Genomic DNA, 13,390 nt, shown 5'->3' with positions numbered 1-13,390 from the left:
TCTCCTATTCGCATGAAGGGAAAGTGCAGTGATCCGCACGCATACCGCCGGGTCGCTCCGCGAGGAGCACGCCGGGCAGCAGGTGACGCTCGCAGGATGGGTGGCGCGCCGCCGTGACCACGGCGGCGTCGTCTTCATCGACCTGCGTGACGCCTCCGGCTCGGCGCAGGTGGTCTTCCGCGAGGAGGACCACGCCCACGACCTGCGCGCCGAATACTGCGTGCAGGTCGTCGGCCAGGTCAGGACGCGGCCCGAGGGCAACGAGAACCCCGAGCTGCCCACCGGCGCGATCGAGGTCGTGGCCGACCGGGTCGAGGTGCTGAGCGAGTCCGCGCCGCTGCCGTTCCCGATCGAGGGCAACGTGGGGGTGTCGGAGGAGGCGCGGCTGAAATACCGCTACCTCGACATCCGCCGCCAGCAGGTGGCCGCCGCGATGCGTACCCGCTCCAAGGCCACCTACCTGGCCAACGAGGTGATGCACGAGCTCGGCTTCGTCTACGTCGAGACGCCGACGCTGACCCGCTCCACGCCCGAGGGCGCGCGCGACTTCCTGGTGCCGGTGCGCCTGCAGCCCGGCAACTGGTACGCGCTGCCGCAGTCGCCGCAGCTGTTCAAGCAGCTCCTCCAGGTGGCCGGGCTCGAGCGCTACTACCAGCTCGCCAAGTGCTACCGCGACGAGGACCTGCGGGCCGACCGGCAGCCGGAGTTCACCCAGATCGACGTCGAGATGTCCTTCGTGGACCAGGAGGACGTCATCGCGGTCGGCGAGCAGCTGATCGGCCGGATCTGGAAGGAGACGCTCGGCTACGAACTGCCGTCGCCGCTGCCGCGCATGACGTACGCGGACGCGATGGCCCGCTACGGCTCCGACAAGCCCGACCTGCGCTTCGGCCAGGAGCTGGTCGAGATGACCGGCTACTTCGCGGGCACCACCTTCCGCGTCTTCCAGGCCGACTACGTGGGCGCCGTGGTGATGCCCGGTGGCGGCTCGCAGACCCGTAAGGAGCTCGACGGCTGGCAGGAGTGGGCCCGCTCGCGCGGCGCCAAGGGCCTGGCCTACGTGCTCGTGCAGGACGACGGCATGCTCGGCGGCCCGGTCGCCAAGAACCTGTCGGAGGCGGAGCTGTCCGGCCTGGCCGCCAAGGTGGGCGCCGCGCCGGGTGACGCGATCTTCTTCGCCGCCGGGGCTCGTAACGCCGCGCGCGACCTGCTCGGCGCGGCCCGCCTGGAGATCGGGCGGCGCTGCGGGCTGATCGACGAGTCGCTGTGGTCGTTCCTGTGGGTCGTGGACGCGCCCATGTTCGAGGAGGACGGTGAGGGCGGCTGGACGGCCGTGCACCACCCGTTCACCGGGCCGAAGCCGGAGTGGGCCGACAACTTCCAGGACCATCCGGGCGAGGCGCTGGCGTACGCGTACGACATGGTCTGTAACGGCATGGAGATCGGCGGCGGCTCGATCCGTATCCACCGGGCCGAGATGCAGCAGCGCGTCTTCGACGTGCTCGGCATCTCCAAGGAGGAGGCGGAGAGCAAGTTCGGCTTCCTGCTGGAGGCGTTCAAGTACGGCCCGCCCCCGCACGGCGGCATCGCCTACGGCTGGGACCGGATCTGCATGCTGCTGTCCGGCGGCGACTCGATCCGTGACGTGATCGCGTTCCCGAAGACGGCCTCCGGCTTCGACCCGCTCACGGGCGCGCCCACGCCCATCACCACCGTGCAGCGCAAGGAGGCGGGCGTCGACGCGACGCCCAAGGAGTGATCAGCCCCTGAAACGCGAATACGGCGGGCGCCCGATCGGGCGCCCGCCGTATTTTTCGCGCTCTACCTCAGGAGAACGTGATCCGCTTGATGATCACGGGGTTCTTCGGCGCGGTCGTGCCGCCGTCGCCCGTGATGTCGGCGTCGTTCAGGAGCAGGTCCTTGCCGCTGGTGGCCATGGCGAGCAGCGTGTCCATGCCTTCGCTCACCATGCCGAGCACGTTGTAGCCGGCACCGATCTGGACGTTCTCGTCCGACAGCGAGAAGGCGAACTGGCTGTTGTTCTGGCCCGCCGCGTCACCCGCCTGCGTCAGGAACACCACACCCTTGCCCACCGGGATGTCGATGTTCTCGTCGGTGAAGACGTAGCCGGAGGTGCCCTGGCCGTCCGTCGGGTTCTTGCCGTCGGCCTTGGCCAGCGGGTCGCCGCACTGCAGCATGTGCACACCGGCCACGTCGGGCGTGACCAGGCGGTGGCACTTCATGTTGTCGTAGAACTTCTTCTTCGACAGGAAGCTCATCGAGTTGACCGAGCACGGCGCGGCGGCCGTCATGAGGTCGACGACGACCTTGCCCCGGTTGAACTCGATCGTCATCTTCTTGAGCTTCATGTTGGGCCGCTTGCCCGGAAGTCCCACGAACTTGTTCGGCACCGCCGTCTCACGCTTGTACGCGCACGACACCGGCCCGGTCTTCGTCGGAGTGATCGACGGCGCCGGCTCCAGAGGGCCGGAGCTCGTGGACGGGCTCGCGCTCGCCGACGCCCTCGCGGCGGCGTCCACCTCGGCCGCCCCCTTGTCGTTGCCGACCAGGGTCGTGGCGGCGAAGACGCCCGCCGCGACCACGACGACGGCCACGCCCGCACCGATGAAGGTGTTCCGCCGTGCCTTGGCGGTCTGGTCGGAGGCGCGCTTCGCCTGCCGCTCCTTGTGCTCCCGCGCCAGCTCTGCCTGGCGGTCTTCCTCGTTCTGGCGGTCGTCGCCGCTCACCGCTAGTCCCCTCATCTTTGCCGATGCATGACCAAACAACTCCGCGAATGCTACCGGCCTTCGTTATGTGCCGGACGTAAGTGGCGAAAGCCGTAGGTGGGACTACAGAGGTCGCGAACCATATGGTGCTGAGATGCGTAGTTGAAATGAGCACTAAGGAGCGCCCCATGTTCGACCAGATCCTGGGCCTGCCGGCCCACCCGCTGATCATTCACTTCGCCGTGGTGCTGACCCCGTTGCTCGTCGTCGTCGCGGCGGCCTACGCGCTGCTGCCACGCCGGCGTCCGTATGTGGCGTGGGCGGTCGTCCTGCTCTCCCTGGCCACGCCCGCGGCCGTCTTCGCCGCCAGGCAGAGCGGCGCGAGCCTCAAGGCGGCCCGGTTCTCCACCGCGGAGGGCGAACTGGCCACCCGCATCTCGACGCACCAGAGCTTCGCCACGCCGCTGCTGCTGTCGGTGCTCGGGCTGTCCGTGGCGGCCCTGCTTCTCGTGTACGTCACGCGCCCGGCCCGCGACTCCGTCGGCCGCGACCGCTTCGGCCGCTCCATGACGCTCGTCCTGGCGGGGCTGACCCTGGTCCTGGGCGCGGTGGCGGGCTACTACGTCTTCCGCGCGGGGGACTCGGGCGCGAGAGCGGTCTGGGCCTAGTAATCTCGCATTGTGGATAGCCTGTTCGACTCGGCGGCTGAGGAGGCCACCCCGCAGCCCCTGGCGGTGCGGATGCGCCCGCGCTCGCTCGACGAGGTGATCGGCCAGCGGCACCTGCTCGGTCCTGGCACGCCGCTGCGGCGCCTGGTCGAGAGCGAGGCGCCCATGTCCCTGTTCCTGTGGGGGCCGCCGGGCACCGGCAAGACCACGCTCGCCTACGTGGTCTCCAACGTCACCAAGCGCCGCTTCGTCGAGGTCTCCGCCGTGTCGGCGGGGGTCAAGGACGTGCGGGCGGCCATCGACAACGCCCGCCGCGAGCTGGGCATGAGCGGCCGCCAGACGGTGCTGTTCGTCGACGAGGTGCACCGCTTCAACAAGGCCCAGCAGGACGCCCTGCTGCCCGCCGTCGAGAATCGCTGGGTCACTTTCATCGGCGCCACGACGGAAAACCCGTACTTCTCGGTCATCTCACCGCTGCTGTCGCGCTCGCTGCTGCTCACGCTGGAGTCCCTGTCCGACGACGACGTACGCGCGGTGCTGGAGCGGGCGGTGACCGACCCGCGCGGCCTGGGGGAGCGCGCCACCCTGGCGCCCGAGGCCCTGGAGCACCTCGTCCGTCTGGCGGGCGGTGACGCGCGCAGGTCGCTCACCTATCTGGAGGCCGCGGCGCTGCTGGCCGACGACATCACCGTCGAGGTCGTCGAGAAGGCCGTCGACAAGGCCGCCGTGCGCTACGACCGGCAGGGCGACCAGCACTACGACGTGATCAGCGCGTTCATCAAGTCGATGCGCGGCTCCGACGCCGACGCCGCGCTCCACTACCTGGCCCGCATGATCGAGGCGGGGGAGGACCCGCGCTTCATCGCCCGCCGCATCGTCATCTTCGCCTCCGAGGACGTCGGCCTGGCCGACCCGACCTGCCTGCAGACCGCCGTGGCCGCCGCCCAGGCGGTGCAGCTCATCGGGCTGCCCGAGGGGCAGATCAACCTGGCGCACGCGGTCATCCACTGCGCGACGGCGCCCAAGTCCAACGCCGTGGTCAAGGCGATCGGGGCGGCCGTCAGCGACGTCCGGCGGGGGCTGATCGGCCAGGTGCCCGGGCATCTGCGCGACGCCCACTACCAGGGGGCGGCCAAGCTCGGCCACGGCGACGGGTACAAATACCCGCACGACTTCGACCACGGGCTGGTCCGGCAGGACTACGCGCCGGAGGTCGTCCGCGACAAGCGCTACTACGAGCCGACCCGGCATGGGGCGGAGGCACCGGTGTCGGAGCGGTGGGCCAAGATCCGCGCCTTTCTGAGAGGGTCATGACCGACTATCGCGCCTCCTTCGACGCGGCGATCGCCTTCAGCAACGGGGGTGATCTCAGCGTGCACGGGTTCCGGGTGGACCTGCCGGGGCCTGCCGCCGGTGAGAGCGAGATCGCGGCGTTGTTCGTGGCCTCGCTCGGGCTGCTGATGACGGACACCGTGGAGCTCACCAACGTGCGGATCTTCGCCGAGCCGCACAAGGGCACCAGGGGCGGGCCGTCCGACTCGGCGTCGGGGCGGGGCTCCGCCGGCCCTGGCCGGGCTTTGGTTTCGGGGCGGCTGGTCGAGCTCGGACGCCTTTCGGGGGACGGTGGCACCTGCCTGGAGGCGCCTGGTGGCGACCTCGCGGCCGTCCCTTTGGGGCGGACCGTGGACGTGCCCGCCGTGGTGGTGCGCGTCGCCGGGACCGCGCGGCCGGTCGGCGTGGGCTCGCTGGCCGCCTTCGACGTCCGCGACCACGCCGTGCTGCTGCACACCGGCGGGTCCGGCGGCCACGGCCTCACCGTTGAGGCGGCCGGCTGGCTGGTGGAGCAGGGGGTCGCGCTGGTCGGCACGGACGCCGGCAGCCTGGACGACGGCGCCCATGCCGACGGGGGCGATGGCGGTGCCCGCGCCGACGGTCTCGACGGTGGTGCCCGGGTCGGCGGTGGTGCTCGCGTCGGCCCGCTCGCTCGTGAGGTGCTGCTCGGTGCGGGTGTGCCCGTCGTGGAGCGGCTTGCCGGGCTGGAGTCGCTTCCGCCGACCGGGGCGCTGTTCACGGCCGCGCCGCCGCGCCTTGAGGGCGTCGGACATGTGCCGATACGGGCTTACGCCCGCATACCCGGCTGAAGCCGTACCGACCCGGAGAAAGCCGTACTAAAGCGGTGGTCGCGGGGAATCACCATCGGATGAAGGCGATGGTCACCCCCGGCGGCGGTCTGTTCGGTCCTCAGTCGATCACCTGGCGCGTCCACACCGAAACCCCCGCCAGGCCGGCCGCCCTGCGCGCCTTCCAGCTCCAGGCCCTGCACCCCCGCACCATCCGCGGCATCGCCCAGAACTGCCTCCTCGACGACCCCGAGGTGGCCCGCGCCCGGTTGCGGCGTCAGCTCGACTTCGTGGCCGTGCGCACCTTCGGCACCAGCGAGCAGGCCGAACAGGCGGGCGAGCGGATCCGCCGGGTGCACGCCCGCCTCATCGGCCTCGACACCGACACCGGCACCCTGTTCCGCGTGGACGAGGAGGAGAACCTGCGCTGGGCGCACTGCGCCGAGGTCTCCTCGCACCTGGAGGTCGCCCTGCGCTCGGGTGTGCCGCTCACCCCGGCCGACCGCGACGCCTATGTGGCCGAACAGCGGCGCAGCGCCCGGCTCCTGGGCGCCGGGGACGTGCCGGGGGACACGGCCGAGCTCGCGGACTACTTCGACGGCATGCGCCCCTGCCTGGCCGTCACCGGCGAGGCCCGCGACGCGCTGCGCCGCAGCGTGAGCCCGCAACTGTCGTTCCGGCTGGCGTTCATGACACCCCCGCTCGAACTCGGCTCACTGCCCGCCGCGGGCGCGCTCGCCTTCGCCACCCTGCCGGCCTGGGCCCGTCAGATGTACGGCTGCCGCGGCAACAGAGCGGCCGAATACGCGGCGGACACGGCACTCAAGGCCCTTCGCGCGGCGGCCATGGCCCTGCCGGCCAAGCTGGTGGCGCCCGAGATCAGGGCGGCCCGCGGCCTCATGCGAGCGGTCACGGAAGTGTCAGGGGCCGACGTGGCTGCCTGATCGCGCCCGCCTTGGTCACTAACGTTGTCACTCGAACGCGATAGGGTCTTGCCGTTCCGGCCCAGCGTACGAGGGAGATGAGCGGATGCTTACCGCTGGAGAGGTCGCCGGGCTGATCGCGGCCACGGGCTGGGTTGTCCTGGTCTGCGTTCTCGCCATGGTGCTCGTCAAGCTCGCCAGGCTGCTCACGGAGACCACCAAGGCGGTCTCCGACCTGAACGACCGGCTGACGCCGCTGCTCGACGACATGAGCGTCACCGTCAACGAGACCAACAGGCAACTGGTCGCCGTCGAGGCCATCGCCAAGGACGTCAAGCAGGTCAGCGCGCACGCCGCCAAGCTCAGCGCGGTGACGCAGACCATGTTCACCGGGCCGCTGATCAAGGTGTCCTCGCTCGGCTACGGCGTGCGCCGCGCCATCGAGGCCCGCCGCCCGCGCAAGCCCGTGACCAGGGCCCGGCAGGGGCGGCCGAGATGATCAGACGGCTGTTCTACCTGTCGCTCGGCGCCTTCATCGCCTTCTGGGTAATGCGCCGGTTGCAGGCGCTTCATCCCGATCACGTGGCCCGCAGGACCGCCGACGGCGCCGCGGGCATGGTCCGGCGGGTGAGAGACTTTACCCAGGACGCGCTCGGCGAGGCCGCGGAGCGCGAAACCGAGTTGCGAGCGCGCTTCGGGCTCGACAACCCTGATACCACCCCCTGAAACACCCAGAACGACAATCGATGACTACAGCAAAGGATGGCCACCATGGAGTCGGCAGAGATCGCCCGCCGCTTCCTGCGCTTCTTCGAGGAGCGTGGGCACAAGGTAGTGCCCTCGGCCAGCCTGATCGCTGAGGACCCCACGCTGCTCCTGGTCAATGCCGGTATGGTGCCGTTCAAGCCGTACTTCCTGGGGCAGCGCAAGCCTCCGGCGCCCAGGCTGGCCACCGCGCAGAAGTGCGTGCGCACCCCCGACATCGAAGAGGTCGGCAAGACCACCAGGCACGCCACGTTCTTCCAGATGCTCGGCAACTTCTCCATCGGCGACTACTTCAAGGCCGAGGTGATCCCGTTCGCGTGGGAGCTGCTCACCAGGTCCGAGTCCGACGGCGGCTTCGGCTTCCCTGAGGAGCGGCTCTGGGCGACCGTCTACCACGACGACGACGAGGCGTACGACATCTGGCGCAACCGCGTCGGCGTGTCCGAAGACCGCATCCAGCGCCGCGGCCTGGAGGACAACTACTGGCACATGGGCGTGCCCGGTCCCGGCGGCCCCTGCTCGGAGATCTACTACGACCGCGGCAGCGAATACGGCAAGGAGGGCGGTCCCGTCGCCGACGAGGAGCGCTACCTCGAGGTGTGGAACCTCGTCTTCATGCAATACCAGCTCAGCCAGGTCCGCACCAAGGTCGACTTCGACGTGGCCGGCGAGCTGCCCGCGAAGAACATCGACACCGGCATGGGCCTCGAGCGCATGGCCACGATCCTGCAGGGCGTCGACAACCTCTACGAGATCGACACCACCTACAAGATCCTCGACCGGGCGGCCGAGCTCACCAAGACCCGCTACGGCCGCGACCACCGCGCCGACGTCAGCCTGCGGGTGATCGCCGACCACGTGCGCACCGGCACCATGCTGGTCGCCGACGGCGTCATGCCCGGCAACGAGGGCCGCGGCTACGTGCTGCGCCGCATCCTGCGCCGCTCCATCCGCAACCTGCGGCTGCTCGGCTCCGGCGACGAGCGCTACATGCACGAGCTGACCGACGTCGCGATCAACGTCATGGGCGAGCAGTACTCCGAGCTCAAGAACGACGCGCCGCAGATCCACGGCGTCATCGACGCCGAGGAGGCGAGCTTCCTCGGCACGCTCCGCACCGGCACCGCGATCTTCGACGTGGCCGTCGAGGAGACCAAGCGCAAGTCCGGCACCACGCTCTCCGGCGACCAGGCGTTCAAGCTGCACGACACCTACGGCTTCCCGATCGACCTGACGCTGGAGATGGCGTCCGAGCACGGGCTCAAGGTCGACGAGGAGGGCTTCCGCCGGCTCATGAAGGAGCAGCGGCAGATGGCCAAGGCCGACGCCGCCGCGAAGAAGACCGGCAACGCCGACATCTCCGTGTTCGGGCAACTCCTCGAGGCGGCGGGCAAGGTCGAGTTCCTCGGCTACGACCAGACCGAGGCCGACACCAGCGTGCTCGGCATCCTCGTCGACGGCGTGCCCGTCCCGGCGGCGGGCGCGGGCACGACGGTCGAGGTCGTGCTGGCGCGCACCCCGTTCTATGCCGAGGGCGGTGGCCAGCTCGCCGACCAGGGCGTGATCCGTACCGGTGGGGCCGAGGTCGAGATCAACGACGTGCAGTCGCCGATCGCCGGGCTCGTCGTGCACCGCGGCAAGATCCGCAGCGGTGAGCTCAAGGTCGGCGACGACGCGCAGGCGGAGATCGACCTGGAGCGGCGCCGCGCGATCTCGCGCAGCCACAGCGCCACCCACCTCGTTCACCGCGGCTTCAAGAACGCGCTCGGCGAGACGGCGGCGCAGGCCGGTTCGGAGAACTCGCCCGGCCGCTTCCGCTTCGACTTCACCGCGGCGGGCGCGGTCCCGCAGAGCGTGCTGCGTGACGTCGAAGACGAGGTCAACGCCGTGCTCATCAACGACCTCAAGGTCAACGCCTTCTACACCTCGCAGGCCGAGGCGCGGGCGATGGGCGCGCTGGCGATGTTCGGCGAGAAATACGGCGACGAGGTCCGCGTGGTCGAGATCGGCGACTACTCGCGCGAGCTGTGCGGTGGCACCCACGTGCACAGCTCCGGCCAGCTCGGCCTGGTCAAGGTGCTGGGCGAGCAGTCGGTCGGCGCAGGCGTGCGCCGCGTCGAGGCGCTCGTCGGCATCGACGCCTTCCGCTTCCTGGCGCGCGAGAGCGTGCTCGTCGCGCAGCTCACCGAGCAGCTCAAGGCGCGCCGCGAGGAGCTGCCCGAGCGCATCGACGGCATCGTCACCCGGCTGCGCACGGCGGAGAAGGAGCTGGAGAAGATCCGCTCCGCGCAGGTGCTCCAGGTGGCCGGCGATCTGGCGTCCCAGTCTCGTGACCTGCGGGGTGTCTCCGTCGTGACACACCGCGCGCCTGATGGAACCGGCGCCGATGACCTGCGTAAGCTCGCGCTTGATGTGCGTGGCAGGTTCCCGGCCGACCGGCCGGCGGTCGTCGTGATCGCCGGTGCCCCCTCCGACCGGCCGGTGGTGGTTGCCGCGGTCAACGAGGCGGGGCGCGAGCGGGGGCTCAAGGCCGGGAAACTGGTCGGCGTCGCCGCCAAGGCTCTTGGGGGTGGCGGTGGCGGCAAGGACGATGTCGCGCAGGGCGGTGGCACGCGAGCGGAGTCGATCGGCGACGCGTTGCGACTGGTCGAAGAGGCCATTTCGGGGCAGCTCAGCTGATATGAGATTCGGTTCGCGAATCGGCGTGGACGTCGGTTCGGTACGTGTCGGCGTGGCCCGCAGCGACCCTTCCGGGATGCTGGCCACGCCGGTGGAGACCGTCAGGCGCGGCAAGGGCGACCTCAACCGCATCGCCGCGATCGTCGCCGAGCACGAGGCGATCGAGGTCGTGGTGGGGTTGCCCACCTCGCTGTCGGGGCGTGAGGGGCAGGCCGCGGGGCTGGCGCGCGAGTTCGCCGCCAAGCTCGCGGCCCGGCTCGCGCCGACGCCCGTGCGGCTGTTCGACGAGCGGCTGACCACGGTCGCCGCCCAGCAGGGGCTGCGGGCCAGCGGTGTGCGGGCCAAGAAGCAGCGCGGTGTCGTCGACCAGGCGGCGGCGGTCGTGCTGCTGCAGGACGCGCTCGACGCGGAGCGGGCGACGGAAAGACCACCAGGCAGGCCCGTCGAACCGCCACCAGCGGCCGACGGACCTGCCTCATGAGCGGGCCACCCCCCGGCCCCGCAGACCCGGCGTCCCACCTACGTGCCGCGTGCGCCTGTGCCCTGGCCACGTGCCGCCCTTCTCCGGCCCGCGGCTGGGCCCCGGTGGCGGGCCATGTTCCTGCGACGCTCACCAGGGCCCCGATGGCGTGCCGCGTTCGTGCGGTGCGCGTCGGGGCTCCGATGGGGTGCCGGGCTCTTGCGGTGCGCGCCGGAGCCACGTGTCGCCCCACTGGGCGCGAACATGTGAACGACGGGGCCACCGCCCTGGTGCCTGCGGGTGAGAGAGCCGTTGGCCGGGCAGGCGTGGCCGGGAGGGCCGCTGCCTGGGCGGGCGTCGCCGGGAGGGCGGTTGGCGGCGGCGGTGCCCATGCTCACGGGTGTGTGGGCGGGGTGGTCGTGTGAACGGGACGCCTGAGGATGAGGATGACGGCGGCGAGGTGATTCCGTTCCGGTCCGGGGACACCACAGGTGAGCCTTCGGGGCCGGAGGAGGGCAGGGACGAGGCTGCCGAGGCGGAGGTCATTCCGTTGCCGGCCCGGCGTCAGAGGGCCGTGCGGAAGGCGGGGCTGTTGTCGGCCGCGCTGGCCGCCGGACTGCTGGTGCTCGGGGTGGGGACGGTCGTGGCGGTGAAGCCGTACCTGAGTCCCGATGACTTCGAGGGGCCGGGCAGCGGCGCCGTGACCGTGCGGATCGCGCCCGGGTCCAGCGCGCAGGCCATCGGGTCCGCGCTGACCGAGGCCGGGGTGGTGGCGAGCGTGGGGTCGTTCGTGAACGTCACCGAGGAACGCGCGGTGAGCGACCGGCTGCGGCCGGGGCACTACCGGCTGCGCAAGGGCATGGCCGCGGGCGCGGCGCTCGACCTGCTGCTCGCCCCCGCGTCCAGGATCGTGCGGCGGGTCACCGTGCCCGAGGGCCTGCGGACCTCCGAGGTGCTGAGCCGGGTCGCCAAGCTGGCCGGGCTGCCGCTGAAGGACCTCATGAACGTCGACAAGGCCCTGGTCGGCCTGCCCGCGTACGCCCGGGGGCTGGAGGGTTTCCTGTTCCCGGCCACATACGAGATCGAGCCCGGCGACACCGCCGTGGACGTGCTGGCGGCCATGGCCGAGCGTTTCATCGCCGCCGCCCGCCAGGTGGACCTGGAGGAGCAGGCGGCACGCGTACGCCTGACACCCCTCCAGGCCGTCACGGTGGCCAGCATGATCCAGGCCGAGGGCGGAACCGACGAGGACTACCCGAAGATCTCCAGAGTGATCTACAACCGCCTGGAGAGAGGCACCCCGCTGGAGATCGACAGCACCGTGCTGTACGCCCAGAACCGCCGCACCCTGAAGGTCACGGAGAGCGACACCAAGGTGAACTCTCCCTACAACACCTATCGCCATCGCGGACTGCCGCCAGGACCCATCGCCAATCCCGGAGAGAAGGCGCTGATGGCGGCGCTGAACCCGGCGGAAGGTGATTGGCACTGGTTTGTAACGACGGATCCGGCGCATAGAATCACCAAATTCACCAACAAAGAGAGCGAGTTCGTGAGATACCGGGAAGAGCTGAACAAGAACCTCGGGGCGAGCTGATGTTCCACGGAACCCCCTCTGTTCCCGCGCAAAAGCCCCAAAAGGGGGCACGCGTGCTCTTTCCGTCCCTTAGCATGGCTACGCAGAGTGATAGCTGTCGGGCATGGGAACATGTCCGGCGAACCCCCCAGTTTCGCTCGGTGACCCCAGCCGGTTCTGCAGTTCCGCTTGACGTCCGGCGGGCACTACCGGGAGATTGGCCAGCGCACCTATGAACGATCTCGATCTGAACACCTTGCTCGGCGCCGAGGACGACGAAGGGTCTCCCCGGCGCGGTGGCCGCGGCGGCAAACGCGGTGGCCGCCGCCGGCGCCGGCGCCGCAACCGGGGCGGCTTCATGGCCCCGCTGCTCGCCTTCATCGTGCTGGCGGGCATCCTCGGCGGCGGCGGATATTACGGCTACCTCTGGCTCAGTGACGCCCTCGTGCCCGACGACTTCAGCGGTCGCGGCACGGGCGAGGTCGTCCTCGAGATCAAGGACGGCCAGAGCGCCTCCGACGTGGCGGTGGAGCTGGAGCGGCTGGGGGTCGTGGCCAGCGCCAGAGCGTTCACCAACGCGGTCGCCAGCGCGAACAAGAGCGCCGCGCTGCAGCCGGGCGAGTACAAGATGCGCAAGAAGATGTCGGCCGCCAGCGCGGTCGCCCTGCTCACGCCTGAGAACCGGCTGCTCGCCACGGCGACGGTCCCGGAGGGCAAGCGCCTGTCCGACGCGCTCGCCATCCTCGCCAAGGAGACCGGCAAGCCGCTCAAGGAGTTCCAGGCGGCGGCCAAGAACACCAAGGACCTCGACCTGCCGTCGTACGCGAAGGGCAAACTCGAGGGGTACGCCTTCCCGGCCACGTACGAGTACGGGCCGAAGACCACGCCGAAGGAGATCCTGGCGGCGATGGTCAAGCGGTTCTCGCAGACGGCCGAGCAGATCGACCTCGAGGGCGGGGCCAAGGAACTGGGCCACACGCCGCACGAGATCATGATCATCGCGAGCATCGTGCAGGCTGAGGCGGGCCGGCAGCAGGACATGTCCAAGATCGCCCGTGTCATCTACAACCGGCTTGAGAGCAATCCGGAGATGAAGCTGGCGATGGACAGCACGGTGATGTACGCGCTCAACAAGTACGGCACCGCCGCCACCTTCGCCGAGACGAAGGTCAAGCACCCGTACAACACGTACATGAACCTGGGCCTGCCGCCCGGTCCCATCGTCAACCCCGGCGACCACGCCATCGAGGCGGCGCTCAACCCGGCCAAGGGCACCTGGCTCTACTTCGTCGCGACCGACCCCAAGAGCGACGTCACCAGCTTCGCCACCACGGAGGCCGAGCGCCAGGCGCTCCTGGCCAAGTACAAGGCCAACGGCGGCTGACCCGGCATTCTCCAGGCGGCGCACGACCGGGCGGTCGTGCGCCGCTGTCGTGCCCGGGCGATAAGGTCTTGCTGTTCGGAAGGAGTGTG

At 70.3% G+C, this 13,390-nt stretch carries 12 protein-coding genes; 11 read left to right on the top strand and 1 reads right to left on the bottom strand.

Annotated elements, in window-relative coordinates; translation table 11 throughout:
* The first annotated feature begins 28 nt into the window (after positions 1–28).
* The gene (aspS, locus tag C4V41_RS25560; RefSeq protein WP_103958482.1) at positions 29–1,759 is read left to right on the top strand and encodes an aspartate--tRNA ligase; all 1,731 of its coding nucleotides are present in this window, start codon (positions 29–31) and stop codon (positions 1,757–1,759) included.
* A 67-nt stretch (positions 1,760–1,826) separates the two neighbouring features.
* On the opposite strand, the gene C4V41_RS25555 is transcribed toward aspS, so the two are convergent.
* Positions 1,827–2,747, bottom strand: coding sequence for a peptidylprolyl isomerase (locus C4V41_RS25555; RefSeq protein ID WP_235030372.1), 921 nt, complete (start codon positions 2,745–2,747; stop codon positions 1,827–1,829).
* Between the two features lie 167 nt (positions 2,748–2,914).
* On the opposite strand from C4V41_RS25555, the gene C4V41_RS25550 reads away from it, so the two are divergent.
* The 10 genes from C4V41_RS25550 (at position 2,915) to mltG (C4V41_RS25505) (ending at position 13,301) form a co-directional block, all read left to right on the top strand.
* The gene (locus C4V41_RS25550; protein ID WP_103958480.1) at positions 2,915–3,394 is read left to right on the top strand and encodes a DUF2231 domain-containing protein; all 480 of its coding nucleotides are present in this window, start codon (positions 2,915–2,917) and stop codon (positions 3,392–3,394) included.
* A 9-nt stretch (positions 3,395–3,403) separates the two neighbouring features.
* A complete protein-coding gene (locus C4V41_RS25545) occupies positions 3,404–4,708 on the top strand; it encodes a replication-associated recombination protein A (RefSeq protein WP_200824254.1) in 1,305 nt (434 codons plus the stop codon).
* Positions 4,705–5,535 carry a cyclase family protein gene (locus tag C4V41_RS25540; RefSeq protein ID WP_103958478.1) on the top strand — a complete coding sequence of 277 codons (831 nt, stop codon included), beginning with the start codon at positions 4,705–4,707 and terminating at the stop codon, positions 5,533–5,535. The genes C4V41_RS25545 and C4V41_RS25540 overlap by 4 nt, the downstream gene beginning before the upstream one ends.
* 59 nt (positions 5,536–5,594) lie before the next feature.
* Positions 5,595–6,458 (top strand): oxygenase MpaB family protein, encoded by an 864-nt coding sequence (locus tag C4V41_RS25535; protein WP_103958477.1) that lies wholly within the window; start codon positions 5,595–5,597, stop codon positions 6,456–6,458.
* Positions 6,459–6,543: 85 nt separating this feature from the next.
* Entirely contained in the window at positions 6,544–6,936 is a 393-nt protein-coding gene (locus C4V41_RS25530) for a DUF948 domain-containing protein (RefSeq protein WP_103958476.1), read from the top strand.
* Entirely contained in the window at positions 6,933–7,163 is a 231-nt protein-coding gene (locus C4V41_RS25525; protein ID WP_103958475.1) for a hypothetical protein, read from the top strand. Before C4V41_RS25530 ends, C4V41_RS25525 begins: the two co-directional genes overlap by 4 nt.
* Positions 7,164–7,208: 45 nt before the next feature.
* Complete coding sequence (alaS, locus tag C4V41_RS25520; protein WP_103958474.1) at positions 7,209–9,881, top strand: alanine--tRNA ligase; 2,673 nt, start codon at positions 7,209–7,211, stop codon at positions 9,879–9,881.
* 1 nt (position 9,882) lies between these two features.
* The gene (gene ruvX, locus C4V41_RS25515) at positions 9,883–10,362 is read left to right on the top strand and encodes a Holliday junction resolvase RuvX (protein ID WP_103958473.1); all 480 of its coding nucleotides are present in this window, start codon (positions 9,883–9,885) and stop codon (positions 10,360–10,362) included.
* Positions 10,363–10,762: 400 nt separating this feature from the next.
* Positions 10,763–11,938, top strand: a complete 1,176-nt coding sequence (gene mltG / locus C4V41_RS25510) for an endolytic transglycosylase MltG (RefSeq protein ID WP_235030371.1) — start codon at positions 10,763–10,765, stop codon at positions 11,936–11,938.
* A 211-nt stretch (positions 11,939–12,149) separates the two neighbouring features.
* Complete coding sequence (gene mltG, locus C4V41_RS25505) at positions 12,150–13,301, top strand: endolytic transglycosylase MltG (protein ID WP_103958471.1); 1,152 nt, start codon at positions 12,150–12,152, stop codon at positions 13,299–13,301.
* Positions 13,302–13,390 lie beyond the last annotated feature (89 nt).

This window comes from Nonomuraea solani, assembly GCF_900108335.1.
In the GTDB taxonomy this organism is placed as follows: Bacteria; Actinomycetota; Actinomycetes; order Streptosporangiales; family Streptosporangiaceae; genus Nonomuraea; species Nonomuraea solani.
Note: the sequence above shows the minus strand (reverse complement) of the source record. Positions and strands in the feature narration are given on the sequence as shown.

Bases quoted from the DNA above. Each gene is read 5' to 3' on its own strand.
- C4V41_RS25525 (WP_103958475.1), top strand. From the start codon at position 6,933: ATGATCAGACGGCTGTTCTACCTGTCGCTCGGCGCCTTCATCGCCTTC.
- C4V41_RS25550 (WP_103958480.1), top strand. From the start codon at position 2,915: ATGTTCGACCAGATCCTGGGCCTGCCGGCCCACCCGCTGATCATTCAC.
- C4V41_RS25540 (WP_103958478.1), top strand. From the start codon at position 4,705: ATGACCGACTATCGCGCCTCCTTCGACGCGGCGATCGCCTTCAGCAAC.
- C4V41_RS25530 (WP_103958476.1), top strand. From the start codon at position 6,544: ATGCTTACCGCTGGAGAGGTCGCCGGGCTGATCGCGGCCACGGGCTGG.
- C4V41_RS25535 (WP_103958477.1), top strand. From the start codon at position 5,595: ATGAAGGCGATGGTCACCCCCGGCGGCGGTCTGTTCGGTCCTCAGTCG.
- mltG (WP_103958471.1), top strand. From the start codon at position 12,150: ATGAACGATCTCGATCTGAACACCTTGCTCGGCGCCGAGGACGACGAA.
- ruvX (WP_103958473.1), top strand. From the start codon at position 9,883: ATGAGATTCGGTTCGCGAATCGGCGTGGACGTCGGTTCGGTACGTGTC.
- alaS (WP_103958474.1), top strand. From the start codon at position 7,209: ATGGAGTCGGCAGAGATCGCCCGCCGCTTCCTGCGCTTCTTCGAGGAG.